Origin of the sequence: Bradyrhizobium sp. SZCCHNR2028 (genome assembly GCF_032380995.1) — a bacterium.
Lineage (GTDB): Bacteria > Pseudomonadota > Alphaproteobacteria > Rhizobiales > Xanthobacteraceae > Bradyrhizobium.
Map to the genome: position 1 here is coordinate 433,326 of NZ_JAUHJF010000003.1, position 20,075 is coordinate 453,400.

Consider the following 20,075-nt stretch of genomic DNA (forward strand, 5'->3'; position numbering starts at 1 on the left):
GCTCATTCCCTGGTCTTGAGGGCCGCGACCAGATCGAGCCGATCGACCCTCCTGCGGACGATGATGGCGCTGATCGCGGCGCTGGCCAAGACCACCGCGGTGGCGATCAGGTAGGTCCGCAGCGCGATCACGCCCGGAATCTGGAAGCTTTCGCTGGAATGCAGCTGCGCGATCAGCGCAATGACGCCGCGCGACAGCAACAGGCCGAGCGGAATCCCGACCGCGATGTCCAGCGCAAACTCGCCGAACAGGATGCCCGCGACCTCGCTGCGGGTGAAGCCGAGCACCCGCAGGCTGGCGAGCTCCCAGGCCCGCTCCTGCAGGCTGATGCGTGCGCTGTTGTAGACCACGCCCACGGTGATGATCGCGGCGAAGCCGGTCAGGATGCCGGCGACGACGAACACGAGGCCCGCGATCTTCTCCATGAACGATGCGATGACATAGGCCTTCATTGTCACCGATTCGATCGCCGGCATGGTCTTGAAGCTCGCACCGAGCGCAGCCAGCGCCGCCGGCTCGACATGGAGGCTCGCCGCCGAGACCGCCGCGCCTTCGCCGGTGAAGCGATTGAGCGTGTCGATATCCATGTAGGACGCCATGCCGACCGCCTCGTCGACGATGGCGCTGACCGGAACGTCGCGCCGCCGGCGACGGCCTTCCATCGCCTCCACCGTGACGATCTGCCCTGCGCTCAGCGCCAGACGCTCCGCAAGGCGCCGGGTCAGCGTGATGCCATCAGGCGCCGCCACGATCGGACGGCGCGCGGAATCGTGCGGCCGGCGCAGTTGGTCCGTCGCGGCCAGCCCGATCACCGAGGTCAGGTAGCTCTGATGCCCGGCGCGCAGGCGCACCGGAACGATGCGCTGACCTTCGACCGCGAGCACACCGGGCTGGCGCGCCAGATCACGCAGGACCGCACGGTCGACCGGGTGGACAAAGGTGATCATGGCGTTGCCGCGCTCGACCAGGTTGAACTGCAGCTCGATCATGTCGCCGATCGCATCGCGCCAGAAGATCCCGAGCACCATCATCGGCACCGCGAAGGCGATGCCGATGATGGTGAACAGCGAGCGGAACGGCCGCCCCGCGACGTTGCGCAGCATCATCGTCCGCCGCGCGCCAAACGCCCTGCCCGGCACGATGCGTTCGATCCAGGAGCGGCGGAATCCCAGCGGCATCGCGGGCCGCATGGCTTCCGCCGGCGCAAGGCCGACGACCTCCTGAAGCGCCGTGATGACCCCGAACGCGCCGGCCGCGATGCTGATTGCGACACCGGCCACCGCCGCCCATGGCGCCAGCCGGAATGGCAGCTCGGGCAGACGGAAGAACCCCTGATAGCTCGTGATCATGGCACGGCCAAAGCCGAAGCCGCCGGCGATGCCGAGCGCCGATCCGATCAGCACGATGACCAGCATCAGCTTGAGATAGTGCAAGGTGAGCAGCAGCGTCGGAAAGCCGAGCGCCTTCAGCGCCGCGATCTGCTCGCGCTGCGCGGCGACCAGCCGCCCGAGCGCGCCGTTGAGCAGGAATGTGGCGACACCGAAGAAGATGATGGGAATGGTGATCGACATCACCTTCTGCTGGTTCAGCTCGTCCTCGAGAAAGCGGTTCGACGGCTGGTCCCGCCGCGCGATCGCGCCGATCGACCCATAGGGCTCGAGCAGCCGGTCGAGCTCCTCGATGACGGGCTTGGGATCGACGCCCGGGGCGAGCGCGATCACGGCGTCGTTGAATGCGCCCTTCATGTCGAAGGCAGCCTCGGCCGCGCTCCGGTCGACCCACAGGATGGCATAGAGGCGATCGTCGGGAATCGGCAATCCGGGCTTCACCGCGTAGACATATTCCGGCGACAGGGCGATGCCGGAGATCCGGAAGCCCTGCACCCGGCCATTGAGCAGCACGCGGATCTCGCCGCCCGGCCTGACGCCGTTGGCGTCGGCAAACGCCTCGTTGACCGCGGCGCTGCGCGCGGCGCCCGGCTCGGGCGCCGTGCCGCGGCGCAGATGCAACCGCGCCAGGGGCTCGTCGCCGGCATGGGTCAGCGACACCAGGCGGGCCGAGACCGGTTGCGAGACGGCAGGCCAATCGACGATGACCTCGCGCACGATGCGCGGCTCGACCGCGACCACGCCAGGAATGGAATTGAGCCGCGGCACCAGCGCGAGCGGCGCCCGCTTCAGCGTGACGAAGATCTGCGGAAATCGGCCGTCGGCATAGAACTGCTCGCAGCCGCCGCGCAGGGACAAATAGGTCGAGACCGAGCCGACGAACACGGCGACACCAGCCGCCACCAGCAGCGCGATCGTGACCACCTGTCCGCGCATCGCGCCGATGTCGCGCCACAGCTTGCGGTCCAGCAGGCTCACCAGCGCACCTCATCGGCCGAGAGGCGCCGCGCATTGCGCGTCTCGCCGACGACGCGCCCGCCGCCGAGCCGCAGCACGCGATCGGCCATGCCGGCGATCGCCGCATTGTGCGTGATGATGATCGTGGTCGTCCCGAGCTGCGCGTTGGCGCGGGCGATCGCGGCGAGCACGACCTTCCCCGTCTCATAATCCAGCGCGCCGGTCGGCTCGTCGCACAACAGCACGTCGGGCGCCTTGACCATGGCGCGGGCCACCGCGACGCGCTGCTGCTCGCCGCCGGACAGCTGCGAGGGAAAGTGGTCGATCCGCCGCTCGAGGCCGACGAGCTTGAGCACCTCGAGCGGATCGAGCGGCTTGTCGGCGATCTCCGTGACCAGCGCGACGTTCTCGAGCACCGTCAGACTCGGGATCAGGTTGTAGAACTGAAACACGAAGCCGACATGCTCGCGCCGGTAGCGCGTCAGCTCGGCATCGCCGGCGCCGACCAGCTGATGATCGCGCCACTGCGCCTCGCCCGAGGTCGGACTGTCCAGCCCGCCGAGAATGTTGAGCAAGGTCGACTTGCCCGACCCCGACGGCCCGAGCAGCACCACGAGCTCGCCTTCGTAGATGTCGAGGTCGACGTCGCGCAGCGCATGCACCTCGACCTCGCCCATCCGATAGGTCTTCGAGAGCTTGCGGGCGCGGAACACCGGGGTGGCGCCGGACCGATCAGGAGGCGCGGCGGGGCCCCCGTCATTGGTGACGGCCGAACTCATCGGGCTGCGGCTCCTGCACCAAAGGCCCGCATCGAACCTGCGAGACATCTCACGCCTGAATCTTCCACATCGGATGACACCCCGCCGACCATCGGTCGGTAGCCATCGTCATCCGTTGATGCATGTCAAGCGGGCACATCATCACGTGGCCAACGCGCTGATGTCCATCAGACCGCGGTCGCGATGACGTACGCCAGCACGGCTGCGCCGAGGCAGCGCCGCCAGGGATTGACGCCGCGCAGGAGTTCGTCGAACGCCCAGACGAAGAGACCGGCTTTGACGAGACAATCCAGATTGGCGCCTGCCTGACCCGGCGGATGCCAAACCCAGCCCACGAGGCTGCCCACCAGCACGATCCACAGAGCGGGGTTCGGCATCTGGGCGATCGAGATCTCGCCGGTCGCGCGATTTCGGAAGAACCAATTCAGAAATCGCGACATCGTACCGCCAGTGGGGGATGATCTTGCGATCCTAGAGCTCAACTGCAGCCGAGTACAACCCGGTGGCACGGCTCAGGTTCTGGTGAATCGACGACCGATTTTCTAGATCGGCGGCGGGTGCTGGGTCGAGATATCACGATCTCCACGGCTGGATGCTCCGCGAAAGCGGAGCATCCAGTACTCCGCAGCAGAAGATATTGGACCGAGACGTCACCGCGCACTGGATCGTCGGCCTTCGCGGACGAAGACACGGGCGGGCGGTCTACAATGTCGATAGTCAACCCTCCTACGCCCCAACGGCCGAACTCACCTGGGCGGCATCTTCTCGAATTTCGGCAGCGCCGGATCGAGGTGATCCCAGGCCTGTCCCGCCGCAGTCCACGACACCAGTTGCGGCTTGTAGCGGCTGGGATCGTCGAGGCTCGCCGGCGGAACGATGAACACATCGGGCATCGCGGGAAATGTCAGGTGAACGTGCGAGCCGCAGGTCGGGCAGAACGCGCGCCGCTTTACGGTGCCGCCGTCACCGACGCTCTGCCAATGCGAGACCTCGCCGTCGACCTTCACCTCCGCCGCGACGAAGGTCAAATGCGATTGATGCCCGGTGCCGCTGTCGCGCTGACATTGCCGGCACTGGCAGTCCAGCATCACGGCCGGCTCGCCCGTGATCTCATAGCGTACCGCGCCACAGGCGCAGCCGCCGGCATAGGATTTCGTCATGTCGCTCTCCTCGTTCAATGCGGCCGCTGCGATGACGCCTGCTCGGCGGCGACCTGGTCGAGCTTCTCGACCACCTTCTTCCAACCTTCGCCCATCTTGCGATACGCCGTCTCGTTGGCCGGCAGCACGAAGCCGGAATGGACGAGGCGAAGGCGCGTGCCGGTGTCCGCCTTGGAAAGACTGAAGGTGACGACCGTCTCCAGCGTCGCGCCGTAGCCGACATTGCTGTCGTGGCCGCCCTTCCACGCGTAGGACAGCCGCTCGTTCGGTACGACCTCCAGCACCTCGCAATGAATGGTGCCATCCCATTCGCCCGCCGGTGTGGTCTGAAAGGTGAACCGAGTGCCGACGACGGCCTCAAATCCCTTCGGCGCCATCAGCCAGCGACCGATCAGTTCGCCGCTGGTCAGGGCTCTCCAGATGACCTCGGGCGCATGAGGGAAGGTGTCCTCGACCACAATGGCCTGCGTGTCCGCATTCACGGCTTGGTTCATGGATCGATGTCCTTCAGCAGGTTTTTCAGCTTGGCGAAACGGTCGCGCCAGAACACGCCGTAGTGGCTCATCCAGTCGGCCAGCGGCTCCAGGCCGCGCGGCTCGGCGCGATAAAACACATTGCGCCCCTCGGGGCGCTCGCAGACCAGGCCGGCCTGTTTCAGGGTTTTCAGATGCTGCGAGATGGCGCCCTGCGTGACGGTACTGCCGCGGGTCAACTCGACGACGGTGATCTCGTCGGCCTCGACGATGCGCTCGAACACCGCGCGCCGCGTGGGGTCGGCCAACGCACGCATGACGGTGGTGATGGTCTCAGCTTCGGTCATGCAGAAACAATAGCAGGTACTAATTCATTAGTAAATACTAATGTTATCGGTTACGTTGATCCCGACGTAGCTGCCCGCCCCCCGCGTTCTGAACAGCGATTCCGGTCTTCAGTGCTGTCACCGAAATTGGGTTTGTGAAGTCTCAGAGGAGGCCGAAAGTGATCGCGATTAAGAAAAACACGAGCAGCCCGATGCCGACCAGCTTGAAGATGTAAGCAGCCTCGACATCGCGCCCAAACCACTCGAAGTCTGTCCCCCATAGGACGGTTGCGACGAACCCCAGAACGAGGGTCGTGATCAGTAGCATCACGTAGACGGTGTCCATTGATTGATCATAAAGGCGTTTGTCATTTGAACGTAGGCATTATAGCCCGCGGTAATGCCGTGAGGCACATCTAGAGCGCCCCTCAAATCGCGAACAAAATTTTCGGCCCAGTCTTCCGCAAAGGTTCCCATCGTCAATTTCCTTTGATCGTTCTTTGACCAGCTACTACTGCCGCAGCCATTCCGTGGCCACCGCATAGGACGCAGCCGTCATTATGATCACGAACAGAAGGGCTCCGAAGATAGCGAAGTAGTACATTCCCGGACGAGCCGATCGGTTAAATATAGCGCCATTCATCGACCACGTTCCGGATCGAACGGCGCTTATAATTAAGCGTCCAAAATACCAGTCCGTCCAACAAGTCATTCCGAATATGAAGATAGTCAAAGCTACATCAACCATACGCGTGCCCTTTGTTAGCTTGGCGGACCATCTGACACAAACGGATATCGATCATCCACTTTCGGTTACGGTGACAGTGCACAAAACTGCGCAAGCCTCGTTTCAACGTCCCCCGCTCAATCCTCCGCTGCCGGCTTCGGCCCACGTTTGGCCGGCTTGAGCACGCGCCCGGTCATTTTCTCGATGCGGGTGAGGAAGCGGTCGCTGCCGATCGGCCGGCCGATGCTCTCGGCGGCGCGCAGACGCGCGAACAGAGCCTCCTCGTCCTCCGGCGCGCGGGTCAGGAGTTCGGCGATGTCCGGGAACATCGCCTTCACGGGCTCGCGCTCGGTCAGGCCATCGTCGCGCCCGCGCAGATGCGCGCGCGTGCTCGACCAGACCCAGTCCTGGGCGCGCGCCACCAGCCGCGCCCGCACCGGATTGAGACTGACATAGCGCAGCGCCGCCGCCAGATGCGCCTCGTCCATCGCCACCGCGCCGAACCGCCCCTGCCAGAAATGCCCGCTGCGCTTGCGGCGCGCCTGGATGACGCCAGCATAGATGCGATGCACCCGCGACAGCGCCCGGCGCAAACCGTCGGCATCCGACGGCACCAGGATCAGATGCACGTGGTTCGGCATCAGGCACCACGCCCACACCGCGACGTCAGCCGCCCGGCAATGGGTCGCGAGCAAATCGCGGTACAGCGCGTAGTCCTCGTCGCCGAAGAATGTTCGCGCCCGGCCATTGCCGCGCTGGGTGACGTGGTGCGGCAGACCAGGGATGACGACACGGGCAAGGCGGGCCATGCAGCATCATGCGCACTCGGACGGCGCATGTCAAATTAAGTGCACTGTCACCGTAACTGCCAGTCTTCAGCGAAAGTTGACATTTTTTGATCTTTCGTTTTGCAGACTACATCAACCAGAACATTGCCATCGCGAATGATGATCCCGTAACAATCAGTAGGAACCAAAGCGAGGCGAGCATCGCCAGATAGTATCGCAGGGGACGCTCGGACCTGGTAACGACCTCGCCGTTCATGGACCAGACTCCTGTTATAGCGGCACATAAGACCGCACGTCCGAAGTACCAATACGTCAACACCGTAACACCGAAAATCGCGATGGTTAGAACGAAGTCGCGCATGTATTCTCCTCGAATTGCAGTATATCGCCTAGTAAGAGGACGGTAGCTGCTTGGCATGCTCTGACCTCCACTAGCCTCGAATTCTCGAGGAGGCGATTATCTCTCCCTCAAACTTTCTTGTTTATACCTCAACAGCGGCGACATCACGTATTCGATGATGCGCCGCGTCCCCGTCTTGATCTCCACCGTCACCGCCATGCCCGGCGCCAGCGCCACCATCCTATCCTCGACCTGCATCTGCTTCTCGTCCAGCGACACCCGCGCCGAATAGATGAACTCCTGCCCCGCCGGCTCGCTGGTCTCCGCCAGCGCGCCGGCGTTCTTGCCGCCGTTCTGCTTGTCGGTCGGCTTTTCGCGCACGATCGAATCCTGCGAGACGCTCAGCACCTTGCCGCGGACGAGGCCGTAGCGGGTGAAGTTGAAGGTGTCGATCTTGATCTCGGCTGGCTGGCCGACATTGACGAAGCCGATGTCGCGGTTGGAGATCATGGCTTCGGCCTCGAGCTGGCTGTCGGCGGGGACAATGAGCATCAGTTGTTGCGCCGGGGTGACGACGCCGCCGACGGTGTGCAGCGCGAGCTGCTGCAGGTTGGAGGCGAGCTTCGACTGCTGCTCGGCGGCCTGGGCCTGCAACGCGGCGCGGGTGCGCGCGACATCGGTCGGCGCGGCGCCTTGCGGCACCACCAGCGGCCGCAGCTCGGCGAGATCGGCGAAGCTGTCGCGCAGCACGCTGAGTCGGGCCACATCGAGCCTTGCCTGCATCAGCCCCTGCGCGACGCGGCGGCGCACGGCCTCCGTCACGGTGCGCTCGAGCTCGGCCAGCGCTTGCCCCATCATCGCAGGCTCGTCCCAGCCTGGGAGGAAACATCCTCCGCCCGTCTCCGAGCAAGGCGAGATTGCCGGCAGCAAAAATCAGGTTGCCAATTCGTTACAAGGGGATCACGGTTTCGGCCGGCTGCCTCGAAGATTTTTCTTCTGTTTTTCGGAATCATGTGCTATCCTTCGCGCCGTCCCGCCTCACTTGAGGGGCGTTTCGCGATCGTCACGAGCGTTGGGTGCGGGATGCGGTGGGCGTGTCGGGTTGCAGCGTGAGCGATCATGCCGACGAACGATCCGATGCGCACGGCGAAATCGTGTGGTCCTGGCATCCCGGTGCTGATGCCAAGCTGGCGCTGCAAGTTCGACGAGCGCGCGGGCGACGGGGGCAAAGAAAGCCGATCCCCGGGGAGATCACGTATAAGCCGTAACGCCATCGCGCGGGGAAGGCCGGATGATCCGGCCCGTACCTGTGGTTCCTGCCGCCTGCATTTTTTTCGCAGGCGGGCCATGGGTGCGACCGGCACCCGGCCTTTCCCGCGCCCTCATTCTCGAGAGGGCGATCAGACGAGCAACACTCGGACGCGAAAGCGGGCGCGAGGATGAGATGCTGCGCCTACAAGCTCCACTGTCGTCCCGGGCAAGCTGCGGCAACGCGTCAGCGTTGGCGCGGCGCCGACCCGGGACCCATGCTCCGCCGCGCCGTCGTGTGACGCACGCTGGAGCGTCCAGCTCGCACGCCCAACCCCGCCGGTGGTTATGGATCCCGGCGTTCGCCGGGATGACACCGAGATTTCGGCAGGCACCGTGACACCCATGTGCGTTTTGAACCTTCACCCCCGCTGCCCGAACACACCCAAGCGCCTCACTCCCGCCAAATCCCGCAGAAAAACCGACTGAATCACCGTCTCCGATCCGGTAGACTCGCCACGTGACCCACCGCCCTACGATTCTCGTCTTCGACTCAGGCCTCGGCGGCCTGTCCGTGCTGCGCGAGGTGGTGCGCGCCCGGCCGGACGCGCATTACGTCTATGTCGCCGATGACGCCTTCTTCCCCTACGGCCATCACAGCGAGCAGGCCCTGATCGCCCGCGTGGTGCCGCTGATGGGCGAGCTGATCGCCGCGCACCGGCCCGACCTGATCGTGATCGCCTGCAACACCGCCTCGGTGCAGACGCTGGCGCCGCTGCGGGCCGCCTATGCCGTGCCTTTCGTCGGCACCGTGCCGGCAATCAAGCCGGCCTGCGCGCAGTCGCAGACCAGGCGCGTCTCAGTGCTCGGCACCAAGGCCACGGTGGCGCGCGAATACACCCACGCGCTGATCCGCGACTTCGCGCAAGGCTGCACCGTCACATTGGTCGGCTCGCCGGATCTCGCGTCGCTGGCAGAGGCCGCGCTTAGCGGCACCCAGGTCAGCGATGCGGCCATCGCCGCCGAGATCGCGCCCTGCTTCGTGGGCGACGCCGCCGATCCCACAGGCCGGACCGACACGGTCGTGCTCGCCTGCACGCATTATCCGCTGCTGCTCGACCGGCTCGAACGCCTGGCGCCCTGGCCCGTCACCTGGATCGACCCGGCACCCGCCATCGCGCGCCGGGTCGCCGACCTGCTAGGCCCGCCGGCCAGCGGCCCCGACGATGGCGGCGCCACCATGATCTTCACCTCGAACAAGCCACATCAGCTCGGCCGCGCGCTCACGCCCTATTTCGGCGGCCGCGTCCCGGCCTGACGGAGACCGTCCGATGTCCACAGCGCCCCAACCGCTCAACCGCCTCAAGCAGGCCTGGTGCGACAGGAGGCCGACCTTCGGCGCCATCGCCACCATCCCGAGCATCCAGACCGTGCGCATCATGGCGCAGCAGCTCGACTGGATCATCGTCGATCTCGAGCATGGCCCGATCGATCTCTCCACCGCGCATGCGATGATCACGGCCACGGCAGGCACGCCCTGCGTGCCGCTGGTGCGCATTGCCGCCAACGAGCCGCATCTCGCCAAGGCGCCGATGGACCTCGGCGCGCTCGGCATCAACTTCCCGATGATCTCGAGCCGCACTGAGGCCGAGAAGGCGGTGCGCAGCGTGCGCTATCCGCCCCGCGGCGACCGGTTGTGGGGTCCGTTCCACGCGCCGTTCCACTGGAACGTGTCGATGGCCGACTACATGGCGACCGCCGACGACGACATGATCTGCATGGTGACGATCGAGCACGTCGAGGCGGTCGAGCGCATCGACGAGATCGTGGCCACCCCCGGCATCGACATTGCCGTGATCGGTCCCGGCGACTTGGCGACCTCGATCAACAAGCGCGGCCAGCTCGATGATCCCGAAGTGAAATCCCTGATCGCCCGCGCCGAGGCCGGCATCCTCAGATCGGGCGTGCCGATCGGCGGCGCCGCGCGCTCGGCTGAGCAGGCCAATGCAATGATTGAGCGCGGCTACCTGGCGCTGGCGCTCGGCTTCGACTGGTCCTTGTTCCAGCGCGGCATTGCCGCGAGCTTCGAGGGGATCAAGCGCTAGAGTCGGCGGCCGGCTTGGGCCGGTCCTTCACGTTCCAAACAAAGAACAAGAGTTGGGGGGAACACCATGATGAAAAAGACGATTCTCGGCCTGTCGCCGGCCCTGCCCGGGCTCGGGGTGGTCGACAAGACCAAGCCGCTCGCCTCGCCGGCGCCCTGACGCCCAAACGAGGCGTTTGCTGCACGGCGCCCCGGTGCTAACAGAGGCCCGCCACCGGCCCAGGCCGGGAGCCACCAAGCAACGGCCACGCGAGACGGCCAAGACAGAAACCAGCGGGAGCGATCGATCTCACGATGCGCGGAACAACCAAGCCGATCTCGCTGCACCGCCGTCTGATCATCGATCTGATGCATGCCTCGCGTGACGTGCCGTTCGTGTCGCTGGCGCGTACGATCCATATCGGCCCGCTGCTCGAGGCCCGCGCCGCGGCCGTCCGTCCGCCCGGTTTCGCCGCGATCTTCGTCAAGGCGTTCGCCCTGGTCGCCCGCGACGAGCCGGTGCTGCGCACGCTCTACGTCAAATGGCCCTGGCCCTGCTTCTACGAGCTGCCGCGCAGCGTCGCCACCGTCACCATCGCCCGGGTCGAACATGGTGAGGATTGCGTGCTGCCGCAGCGCATCTCCGGGCCGGAGACCATGACCCTGGCCGAGATCGATGCCGTGATCCGGCAGGGCAAGGAGGCGCCGGTCGAGGACGTCGCCATGTTCCGCAAGATCATGCGGGCGACCCGGCTGCCGTTGCCGCTGCGCCGGTTCGCCTGGTGGGTCGGGCTCGGCTTCGGCCGGCAGCGGGCCAACTGGTTCGGCAATTTCTCCGTGACCAGCGTCGCCGCCTGCGGTGGCGGCCAGCTGCTGGCCCTGAGCCCGGGACCGTTCATCGTCAATTACGACGTCATCCAGCCCGACCATACCCTGGCCATCCTGATCCGCTGGGACCACCGGGTCACCGACGGCGCCATGATGGCCAGGACCGCAATCCGGCTCGAGCAGGTGCTGAACGGGGAGATCGCGGCCGAGCTGAAGGCCGGAACCCCGTGCGGCCGTGGGCCGGCGGAGGCCGTACCCGGATTCCCGGCTGCGCGGCAGAAAATTACCGTTGCGGGAGAGCCGCAGCGGTGATTCGCCGGCAAAAGCGCCGGTTGCGGTTTGACAAGTCGGCAGGTTCTCCCGTAGAACCCGCCTGCTCGCGGGCCGGTTTCGGCCCGCGTTGCGTTTCGCGACCCGTGGCCTTCATCCCTTCATGCTTTGGGGATGGGCCTGTCGGTGGACCGGGTTTCCCGGACACACAGGAGGGCGCGTTTCCTCAAACCCTAACTTGATCGAAGAGGACGCGATGACTAAGCGCAGTGAGGCGAAGTACAAGATCGATCGCCGCATGGGCCAGAACATCTGGGGCCGCCCGAAGAGCCCCGTCAACCGCCGCGAATACGGCCCCGGCCAGCACGGCCAGCGCCGCAAGGGCAAGCTCTCGGACTTCGGCGTCCAACTGCGCGCCAAGCAGAAGCTGAAGGGCTATTACGCCAACATCTCCGAGCGCCAGTTCCACGGCATCTATGTCGAGGCCGGCCGTCTCAAGGGCGACACCGGTGAGAACCTGATCGGCATCCTGGAGCGCCGGCTCGACACCGTCGTTTTCCGCGCCAAGTTCGTCTCGACCATGTTCGCGGCGCGCCAGTTCATCAACCACGGCCACATCAAGGTGAACGGCCGCAAGGTCAACATCGCGAGCTACCAAGTCAAGCCTGGCGACGTGATCGAGGTCAAGGAAGCCTCGAAGCAGCTCGCCGTGGTGCTGGAAGCGACCCAGCTCGCCGAGCGTGACGTGCCCGACTACATCGAGGCCGATCACTCCAAGATGACCGCGAAGTTCATCCGCATCCCCGCGCTGTCGGACGTGCCGTTCGCGGTGCAGATGGAGCCGCATCTGATCGTCGAGTTCTACTCGCGCTGATCTTGACCGGACCGCGGTCCGATCCCATCTGATAATCCGAAGGCCCTGGCACGCGCCGGGGCCTTTCTTTTTTGGGCTTCTTTTCGGATGGGACGAACCGATTCCCGAATGCCACACCTGCCACGAAATCGCCCCAACCTGGGCTGACAGCGAATCCGTCCCGTGATTCACTGTCTGCAGTTGTAAAGTAGCGGGGCGTTCGCCATGGAGTTCAACAGGCGCAATATCATCTTCGGTGCGTTGCCGACCGATGCGGTCGGTGCTCCGCCTCTGCCGCCGTTGCGGGCGCCGCCCCTCAGCGCTTCACCGTTACGCGCACGGCCCTCGGGGATCCGTTACCGATTCAATGACGGCCTCTACCCTTCGACGGTCTTCGACATTCTCGAACGCTCCTGCTGGCACGTCCAGTCCGATGCGACAGCCCATGTGATCCGCCATCTCGGCACCGGGCTCACCTTTGCCGACGCGCAGCTTCGCCACGATCCCTACGCGCTCGAGCTCCTCCACTGTTTCGATGATTCGCGCGAGCTCGCCGACGAATGGCACACCATGCTGGTCGGCTGGGCCGCGGTGAACATGGGCTGGAACATCCGGCGGCAGCGGCCGGGCGCCGCGCTGCTTCTTTCACCGTCACGGCAGAGCCCGCTCGACTCCTGGGTGTTCGATTGCACCGAGGCGCCGCCGCTGGTGGCCGAGCCGATCGAGACCCGGCCGTTGCGACGGCCGGACATCTGGCTCAACCCGCCGCGCGCGGCGTAATCGAGGAGGCGTTTTGCGGGGGCGATGCGAGTTGGGTAAGGTCGGGTCGTGATGAGCCGAACGAGGACTGCCGATGTATTACACCCCGCCCCCGCGCGATCCCAAGGCGCCGCCCGTGCGCGTCAACCTGTTGTCGGACACGCAGACCCGCCCGACAGCCGCGATGCGCGAGGCCATCGCGCGCGCCGAGGTCGGCGACGAGCAGATCGGCGACGATCCGACCGTGCATGAATTGTGCGGCCGCGTCGCCGCGCTGCTCGGCAAGGAGGCCGCGGTGCTGATGCCGTCGGGCACGATGTGCAACGTCGCGGCGACGCTGGTGCATTGCCGGCCGGGCGACGAGATCCTCGCGCATGAGACCGCGCACATCATCTCGCGCGAGGGCGGCGCCCATGCCGCGCTCGGCGGCTTTCAGGTCACGCAGTTGAAGGGGCCCGACGGCCAGTTCACGCCGGAGACATTCCGCGCCGCGCTGCATCCGCGCTCGCGCTACCAGCCGCCGCAGACCGTCGTCAGCGTCGAGCAGACCGCCAATATCGGCGGCGGCACGATCTGGAAGAAGGCTGATCTCGACGAGATCGTCGAGATCGCCAAGGCGAACGGCATGGCGACGCACATGGACGGCGCGCGGCTGCTCAACGCGACGGTTGCCACCGGCATTCCGGCCGCCGAGATGACCGCGGGCTGGGATTCGGCCTGGATCGATTTCTCCAAGGGGCTGGGCGCGCCGATCGGCGGCGCGCTCGCCGGCAGCGCCGCCTTCATCGACGAGGTGTGGCGCTGGAAGCAGCGGCTCGGCGGGTCGATGCGCCAGGCCGGAATCGTCGCGGCAGCCTGCATCTACGCGCTCGATCACCATGTCGACCGGCTCGCCGAGGACCACGCCAATGCACGGGCGCTGGCGCGCGGGCTGTCGCAGATCCAGGGCGTCGAGGTCCAGGAGCCAGAGACCAATCTCGTGTTCTTCAAGCCCGACGGCTCCGGTGTGCCCGGCGACAAGATGGTGACCGAGCTGCGCAAGCGCGGCGTGCTGCTCGCGATGATGGACGGCCGCATCCGCGCCTGCACCCATCTCGACGTGACCGCAGCCATGATCGAGGAGACCATCGGCCATGTCCGGGAGATCGTGCGCGGAGCATGAGGATCATGGTGCGAGCGCCGCATAGACCAGCCGCCGCACATCGCTCGCGATGCGGCCGCGCTGCGAGGGCGCCTGCATCATGACGATGACGAACAGGTCGTCGGCGGGATCGATGAAGAAGAACGTCCCGCCGACGCCGTCCCAGCCATATTCGCCTGATGGCACCGGAGGCTTCTCCGTGATGCGCATGGAGAAACCCAAGCCGAAGCCGCTGTCGGCGCCGGGAAAATAGAGGTCGTCACGACGAATTCCCGCCCCAACGACATGATCCCGCGTCATGACCGCGACGGTCTCAGGCTTGAGATAATAGCGGCCGTCAAGCTCACCGCCGTTCAGCAGCATCTGAGCGAACCGCGCGTAGTCGGAGATGGTGCTGATCATCCCCGCCCCGCCCGACTCCCAGCGTCTGGGCCGAATGGGATCGTCGATGCCGGCGATCGGACGATCGAACCAGTCGCGCGGCGACGGTTCGGCGACGCGGCTACGCTGGCTCGGGTCGGCGAGGAAGAACGCCGTCTCGCGCATGCCGAGCGGCCCGAGCAGCCGCTCCTGCTCGAACTCATAGAGCGAGCGGCCGGAGACGATTTCGATCACCCGCCCGAGCACGTCGGTCGAGTGGCCGTAGTCCCACACCGTGCCAGGCTGCTCGGCCAGCGGCAGCCTGGCGAGGCGCTCGACGAAGGTGGCGTTGTCGATGTCGCCGTCAAACAGAGGCGCCTTCGCATAGAGCCGGCGCACGGCCGTCTCGCCATAAAAGCCGTAGGTGATGCCGGAGGTATGGCGCAGCAGATCGCGGATGGTGATCGGGCGCGCCACTGGAGCAGCGCCGACCCTCACGTCAGCGAAGGCGGGAATGTAGCTCGCCAGCGCATCATCGAGCTTCAGCCTGCCGTCATCGACCAGCATCATCGCCGCCACCGACGTGACCGGTTTCGACATCGAGTAGATGCGGAAGATCGCATCCTCCGTCATCGGCGCGCGCGTCGCGGGATCGCGAACACCGAAACTCTGCAGCAGGACAGGGCTGTCGTGCTGCTGAATCAGCACGACCGCGCCCGGAATGTTGCCGGCGGAGACTTCGTCGCGGAAATAGGTCGGGACCGCCTCGAGGCGCCGCCGGTCGAGATCGCGCGGCGACTGTGCGCCTGCGCGGGCCAGAGCAGGCAGCATGGGCATCGCGAGCAACGCGCCGAGCAGCGTCCGTCGCGAGACCAGCCGGTCCATCCTAACGGCACCGCCGCGTGTCGATGGCTGTCACCTCACCGAGCCCGCGCGAGCGCGGCTGGCGAGCGCCTCGCTGAGCGCCTCATCGTGCAGCCCGGCGCTCTGTTCGGAGAAGCAGCAGAACACGATCTGGGAGAGCGAGGTCTCCGTGCTGATCGCCTCGATCGAGGTTGCGACCGCGATCGACGCCGCACGATCGGCGGGGAAGCGAAAGATGCCGGTCGAGATCGCGGGAAACGCGACGGAGTCCAAGACATGCTTGTGACACAGCTCGATCGAGCGGCGGTAGCACGAGGCCAGCAAATCCGGCTCGCCGCGGTCGCCGCCCTGCCAGACTGGGCCAACGGTGTGGATCACGTGGCGGGCCGGCAGCCGGTAGCCTTTGGTGATCTTGGCCTCACCGGTCTTGCAGCCATGGAGCATGCGGCATTCCATGACGAGGTCCGGCCCCGCCGCACGGTGGATCGCACCGTCGACGCCGCCACCGCCGAGCAAAGACGAGTTCGCGGCGTTGACGATGGCGTCAACGCCGAGCTTGGTGATGTCGGCAACGATGACCTCGAATCGGGTCGCGCCGATCTTTCGGACTGGATAGCTCAGGCCGAGGCCGCCGTGCCGACCGGGATGCCCTTGTCGGTGAACAGCTGCTGCAGTTCGCCGCTCTGGAACATCTCGCGGACGATATCGCAGCCGCCGACGAACTCGCCCTTCACATAGAGCTGCGGAATCGTCGGCCAGTTCGAGAACGTCTTGATGCCGTTGCGCAGCTCGGCAGATTCGAGAACGTTGAGGCCCTTATAGCCGACGCCGACGTGGTCGAGGATCTGCACGACCTGGCCGGAAAATCCGCACTGCGGAAACTGCGGTGTCCCCTTCATGAACAGGACGACGTCGTTCGACTTCACTTCGTTGTCAATGAATTGCTCAATGCTCATCTTCGCTTCCTCTAGGGCGCCTCAAGGAACGCCTGGGGCTCGGTGCCGCGCGGGTCGCCGCCGGACAGATTTCGTCCAGAGCCGACCGTCACTGTCTTATATGTAGCGCAAACCGTTGTTCAGCCAAAGTAAAATGCCGAGGATCATTCCGCAACACAGTCACCCGGCCGGACCATAGGCTGATGGCAGCAATATTATAGCCGCCACGAGGGTTTCATCCCGTAACCAAGCCCCTATCTAGGACGAACCGCCCAAAAGGAACTTGTTCCGTCGAACATCGTTTTCTCCCGGCAAACGGAGACCCTCGTGACCAGTTCAGCGTCCGCCACGGCCCCGCATCAGATCACCGCTGCGCAAACCCCTGGGCCGGGTCGCCTGGCCGGCAGTCTGATCGAGGCGTATCTCGCGGTCCGGAACGAGACCGAAGCCCGGGCGGCCCCGCTGACCCCGGAAGACCAGGTCATCCAATCGATGCCGGACGCCAGTCCGGCCAAATGGCATCGCGCCCATACCACTTGGTTCTTCGAGCAATTTGTGCTCGGCGCGCACTGCCGAGGATATGCCCCTTTTCACCCCGATTATGCCTTCCTGTTCAACTCCTATTACGTCAGTGCGGGCCCGCGCCACACGCGGGGCGAGCGGGGACTGATCACCCGCCCGGGGGTGGCCGAGATCACGGCGTACCGCCGGCATGTCGACGCGGCCATGGTCGACTTCCTGGACCAAGCCGATGCCGCGACCTTGGCAGCCGTGGCGCCGCTCGTGGAGGTCGGCCTCAATCACGAGCAGCAGCACCAGGAGCTGATGCTGACCGACATCCTGCATGCGTTCGCGCAGAATCCGACGGCGCCGGCCTACGATCCATCGTGGACATTTCCGTCCCCAACGGACCGGAGCAAGGATTGGGTCCACCTCCCCGAAGGCATCCACACCGTCGGGCACGCCGGCGATGGTTACCATTTCGACAATGAGGGGCCGGCGCATCGGGCGCTCGTCGGGCAGGTCGGGATCGCGCGCAATCTCGTCACCAATGCCGAGTGGCTCGCCTTCATGGATGACGGCGGCTACCGGACCGCCACGCTCTGGCTCATGGACGGCTTCGCTGCCGCCAGCCGCGAGGGCTGGCAGGCTCCCGGTCATTGGTACAAGGTCGAGGGCGAGTGGCGCATCATGACGCTGGGCGGATTGACGACCGTCGATCCTGACGCAGCCGTCTGCCACGTCAGCTACTACGAGGCTGATGCGTTCGCGCGCTGGCGCGGCAAGCACCTACCGACCGAGATGGAGTGGGAGGTCGCCGCGCGCGGCAACCAGCTCAATGATGCCTTCGGCACCGTGTGGCAATGGACCCGCAGCGCCTACAGCCCCTATCCCGGCTATCGTGCCATCGAAGGCGCGCTCGGCGAGTACAACGGCAAATTCATGGTCAATCAGCTGGTGCTGCGCGGCTCATCGCTCGCGACGCCGGCAGGCCACAGCCGCGTCACCTATCGCAACTTCTTCTATCCGCATCATCGCTGGCAATTCACTGGGCTCCGGCTCGCCGACTACGCCTGATCAACCCACATTCGCTTCCCGACAGTCGCGCCCGTGCGCGTCCAGGAGAGTATCATGAACGTGCACGTCAACACGTTGTCCAACGCTCACCTTCCCGACGCCGAGACGTCGGCATTCGCGCGCGATGCGGTCGCAGGCCTCGCGCAGCAGCCCAAGCAGCTGTCGCCGAAGTATTTCTATGACGCGGCGGGATCGGATCTGTTCGAGCAGATCACGCGGCTGCCGGAGTACTATCCGACCCGCACCGAGCTCGGCATTCTCAGGGATCGCGGCGCCGAGATCGCAGCGATCATTCCCGATGAGGCGGCCTTGGTCGAGTTCGGCGCCGGCGCCACCACCAAGGTGCGGCTGCTGCTGGAAAGCTGCCGCTTCGCGGCCTACGTGCCGGTCGATATTTCCGGCGAGTTCCTGACCGCACAGGCCGACAGCCTGCGCCGCGACTTCCCGCAGCTCGCCGTGCACCCGGTCGTCGCCGACTTCACCACGGCGTTCAAACTCCCCGAGGCCATCGAAGGCAAGCCGAAGGTCGGCTTCTTTCCGGGATCGACGATCGGCAATTTCGAGCCGCACGAGGCCTGCCGCTTCCTGCGCTCAGCGCGCGAGATCCTAGGGACCGGCGCGCTGATGATCGTCGGTGTCGACCTGGAGAAGGACGAGCGCGTCCTGCATGCCGCCTACAACGACGCGGCCGGCGTGACCGCGCGCTTCAATCTCAATCTGCTGTTGCGGATGAACCGGGAGCTCGGCGGCAATTTCGACCTGTCCGCCTTCGTCCACCGGGCGATCTACAATCGCGAGCAGCACCGCATCGAGATGCATCTGGTGGCGCGGAAGCCGCAGACTGTACGGCTGCTCGGCACCACCCTCTCGTTCCGCGCCGGTGAGAGCATCCACACCGAGAACAGCTACAAATACAGCATCGAGCGCTTCGGCGCGCTGGCCCGTGGTTCTGGCTGGAAAGTCCGGACCGTGTGGACGGATGCGGAGAAGATGTTCTCGGTTCAGGCGCTCGTCGCCGAGGCGTGAGGCTCTGGCTTCGATCGCAGCGACAGCGTCTCCCACAAGGCGACGATCGCCAGCAACGCGCTCGTCAGCGCCGAGAGCACGAGAGGCGACAGTTCGGTCGCGAACCAGCCGAGCCCGATCAGCGCCAGCAGTCCAGCGCCGTGCGACAACTGCAGGAAACCGCGGATGTTGAACTTGAAGAGGATGGTCCCGAGCAGAAACACGAACGGACCGCCGATCGTTGTCGCCGCCGTATTCAAGTCGGCATGCCCGAGCGGGTGCTTCAGGACGATCTCGTCCGACACGGCCGACACGATGATGCCGGCGACGATCGGCATGTGCAAGTAGGTGTAAGCCGAGCGCGCCATCAGCCCGGATTGCGCCGACTGCGAAATCACCTCCGATCCCGCCTCGGCGCCGCGGTTGAAATACACCGCCCACATCGCCACCGTGCCGATGAAGGCGCTGGCGAAGGCGGCAATGTTGGCTCCGGTCCAGTCGAGCTCGGCAAAGGTCGCGCCGGTGACGACGATGGATTCGCCGAGCGCGATGATGATGAACAGCGCACAGCGCTCCGCCATGTGGCCGCCTTCGACCATCCAGTCCTCCACGGTGGATGCACCCAGCCCGGGGACCCAGAAGCGGACGGCCGGCGAAACATATTCCAGGGTGAGCGCCGCCCCCCACAGCCCCATCCGCGCCGGGCCCTCGGCAAGGCCGCCGAGCAGCCAGAGCACGGCGGAGGCACTGAGCCAGGAGAGGATGCGGGCGGCGTTGCGGCGGACGGCAGATCGCTGCGGCGGCGTCGCGGTCAACCAGAACGCGGTCCGGCCGACCTGCATGGCGGCGTAGGCCATGGCGAACCACAGGCCGCGGTCGTCGAACGCCCGCGGGATCGACATCGACAGCACGAGGCCCGCCAGCATCAGCGCGAACAAGAGACCTCGGACCAGCGCCTTCTCGGGATCGAGCCAGTTGGTGACCCAGGCGGTGTAGACCCACACCCACCAGACCGCGAGAAACAGGACGGCTGTCTGGGCGGCGCCGAGCGGCGAGAAATGGCCGATCAGATAGTGCGAGATCTGCGTCACCGCGTAGACGAAGACGAGATCGAAGAACAGCTCGACGAACGTGACCCGGCTGTGCCGGTTCGGCTCAATGACGCGAAACAGCGCACCACGCGGATCGTCCACCGCCATCTCCCCCGGATGCG

21 protein-coding genes are annotated in these 20,075 nt (G+C 65.6%); 8 read left to right on the forward strand and 13 right to left on the reverse strand.

Translation table 11 applies throughout. The features are described from left to right. Positions 1–2: 2 nt before the first annotated feature. The 9 genes from QX121_RS07960 to QX121_RS08000 form a co-directional block, all read right to left on the reverse strand. Positions 3–2,369, reverse strand: a complete 2,367-nt coding sequence (locus QX121_RS07960) for an ABC transporter permease (protein WP_315811632.1) — start codon at positions 2,367–2,369, stop codon at positions 3–5. Next, positions 2,363–3,124 carry an ABC transporter ATP-binding protein gene (locus QX121_RS07965; RefSeq protein WP_315811597.1) on the reverse strand — a complete coding sequence of 254 codons (762 nt, stop codon included), beginning with the start codon at positions 3,122–3,124 and terminating at the stop codon, positions 2,363–2,365. The genes QX121_RS07960 and QX121_RS07965 overlap by 7 nt, the downstream gene beginning before the upstream one ends. A gap of 167 nt (positions 3,125–3,291) precedes the next feature. Beyond that, positions 3,292–3,564, reverse strand: coding sequence for a hypothetical protein (locus tag QX121_RS07970; RefSeq protein WP_315811598.1), 273 nt, complete (start codon positions 3,562–3,564; stop codon positions 3,292–3,294). Positions 3,565–3,870: 306 nt separating this feature from the next. Continuing rightward, complete coding sequence (locus QX121_RS07975) at positions 3,871–4,284, reverse strand: GFA family protein (RefSeq protein WP_315771040.1); 414 nt, start codon at positions 4,282–4,284, stop codon at positions 3,871–3,873. 14 nt (positions 4,285–4,298) lie between these two features. Then, a complete protein-coding gene (locus QX121_RS07980; protein ID WP_315771038.1) occupies positions 4,299–4,778 on the reverse strand; it encodes an SRPBCC domain-containing protein in 480 nt (159 codons plus the stop codon). Next, on the reverse strand, positions 4,775–5,104 hold the full coding sequence (locus QX121_RS07985) for a metalloregulator ArsR/SmtB family transcription factor (RefSeq protein WP_315811599.1): 330 nt from the start codon (positions 5,102–5,104) through the stop codon (positions 4,775–4,777). Before QX121_RS07985 ends, QX121_RS07980 begins: the two co-directional genes overlap by 4 nt. Before the next feature lie 142 nt (positions 5,105–5,246). Then, a complete protein-coding gene (locus tag QX121_RS07990) occupies positions 5,247–5,429 on the reverse strand; it encodes a hypothetical protein (RefSeq protein WP_315811600.1) in 183 nt (60 codons plus the stop codon). Positions 5,430–5,947: 518 nt separating this feature from the next. Then, positions 5,948–6,619 carry a transposase gene (locus tag QX121_RS07995; RefSeq protein ID WP_315811601.1) on the reverse strand — a complete coding sequence of 224 codons (672 nt, stop codon included), beginning with the start codon at positions 6,617–6,619 and terminating at the stop codon, positions 5,948–5,950. A gap of 436 nt (positions 6,620–7,055) precedes the next feature. Beyond that, entirely contained in the window at positions 7,056–7,796 is a 741-nt protein-coding gene (locus tag QX121_RS08000) for an HlyD family efflux transporter periplasmic adaptor subunit (RefSeq protein WP_315811602.1), read from the reverse strand. 910 nt (positions 7,797–8,706) lie between these two features. On the opposite strand from QX121_RS08000, the gene murI reads away from it, so the two are divergent. The 6 genes from murI (at position 8,707) to QX121_RS08030 (ending at position 14,141) form a co-directional block, all read left to right on the forward strand. Beyond that, positions 8,707–9,504, forward strand: coding sequence for a glutamate racemase (gene murI, locus QX121_RS08005; RefSeq protein WP_315811603.1), 798 nt, complete (start codon positions 8,707–8,709; stop codon positions 9,502–9,504). Between the two features lie 13 nt (positions 9,505–9,517). After that, positions 9,518–10,291, forward strand: a complete 774-nt coding sequence (locus QX121_RS08010; protein ID WP_315811604.1) for an HpcH/HpaI aldolase family protein — start codon at positions 9,518–9,520, stop codon at positions 10,289–10,291. Between the two features lie 293 nt (positions 10,292–10,584). Next, a complete protein-coding gene (locus QX121_RS08015) occupies positions 10,585–11,409 on the forward strand; it encodes an acyltransferase (RefSeq protein ID WP_315779757.1) in 825 nt (274 codons plus the stop codon). A gap of 214 nt (positions 11,410–11,623) precedes the next feature. Then, entirely contained in the window at positions 11,624–12,241 is a 618-nt protein-coding gene (rpsD, locus tag QX121_RS08020) for a 30S ribosomal protein S4 (protein WP_011925811.1), read from the forward strand. A gap of 204 nt (positions 12,242–12,445) precedes the next feature. Beyond that, entirely contained in the window at positions 12,446–13,000 is a 555-nt protein-coding gene (locus QX121_RS08025; RefSeq protein ID WP_315811605.1) for a hypothetical protein, read from the forward strand. 73 nt (positions 13,001–13,073) lie between these two features. Beyond that, positions 13,074–14,141 carry a threonine aldolase family protein gene (locus tag QX121_RS08030; RefSeq protein WP_315776532.1) on the forward strand — a complete coding sequence of 356 codons (1,068 nt, stop codon included), beginning with the start codon at positions 13,074–13,076 and terminating at the stop codon, positions 14,139–14,141. Positions 14,142–14,144: 3 nt separating this feature from the next. Here the strand turns inward: QX121_RS08030 and QX121_RS08035 are convergent, their stop codons facing one another. The 3 genes from QX121_RS08035 to grxD are packed head-to-tail and all read right to left on the reverse strand — an operon-like array spanning position 14,145 to position 16,300. After that, positions 14,145–15,365, reverse strand: coding sequence for a serine hydrolase domain-containing protein (locus QX121_RS08035; RefSeq protein WP_315776531.1), 1,221 nt, complete (start codon positions 15,363–15,365; stop codon positions 14,145–14,147). A 30-nt stretch (positions 15,366–15,395) separates the two neighbouring features. After that, positions 15,396–15,965, reverse strand: coding sequence for an O-acetyl-ADP-ribose deacetylase (locus QX121_RS08040; protein WP_315776552.1), 570 nt, complete (start codon positions 15,963–15,965; stop codon positions 15,396–15,398). After that, positions 15,962–16,300 (reverse strand): Grx4 family monothiol glutaredoxin, encoded by a 339-nt coding sequence (grxD, locus tag QX121_RS08045; protein ID WP_006609190.1) that lies wholly within the window; start codon positions 16,298–16,300, stop codon positions 15,962–15,964. The genes QX121_RS08040 and grxD overlap by 4 nt, the downstream gene beginning before the upstream one ends. 306 nt (positions 16,301–16,606) lie before the next feature. On the opposite strand from grxD, the gene egtB reads away from it, so the two are divergent. Together egtB and egtD are read left to right on the forward strand one after the other, a co-directional pair. Beyond that, on the forward strand, positions 16,607–17,857 hold the full coding sequence (gene egtB / locus QX121_RS08050; RefSeq protein ID WP_315776530.1) for an ergothioneine biosynthesis protein EgtB: 1,251 nt from the start codon (positions 16,607–16,609) through the stop codon (positions 17,855–17,857). A 54-nt stretch (positions 17,858–17,911) separates the two neighbouring features. Further along, the gene (gene egtD / locus QX121_RS08055; protein WP_315776529.1) at positions 17,912–18,883 is read left to right on the forward strand and encodes an L-histidine N(alpha)-methyltransferase; all 972 of its coding nucleotides are present in this window, start codon (positions 17,912–17,914) and stop codon (positions 18,881–18,883) included. On the opposite strand, the gene QX121_RS08060 is transcribed toward egtD, so the two are convergent. Continuing rightward, entirely contained in the window at positions 18,859–20,061 is a 1,203-nt protein-coding gene (locus QX121_RS08060) for a low temperature requirement protein A (protein WP_315774281.1), read from the reverse strand. The two genes, egtD and QX121_RS08060, sit on opposite strands and share 25 nt — an antisense overlap. Positions 20,062–20,075: the final 14 nt, after the last annotated feature.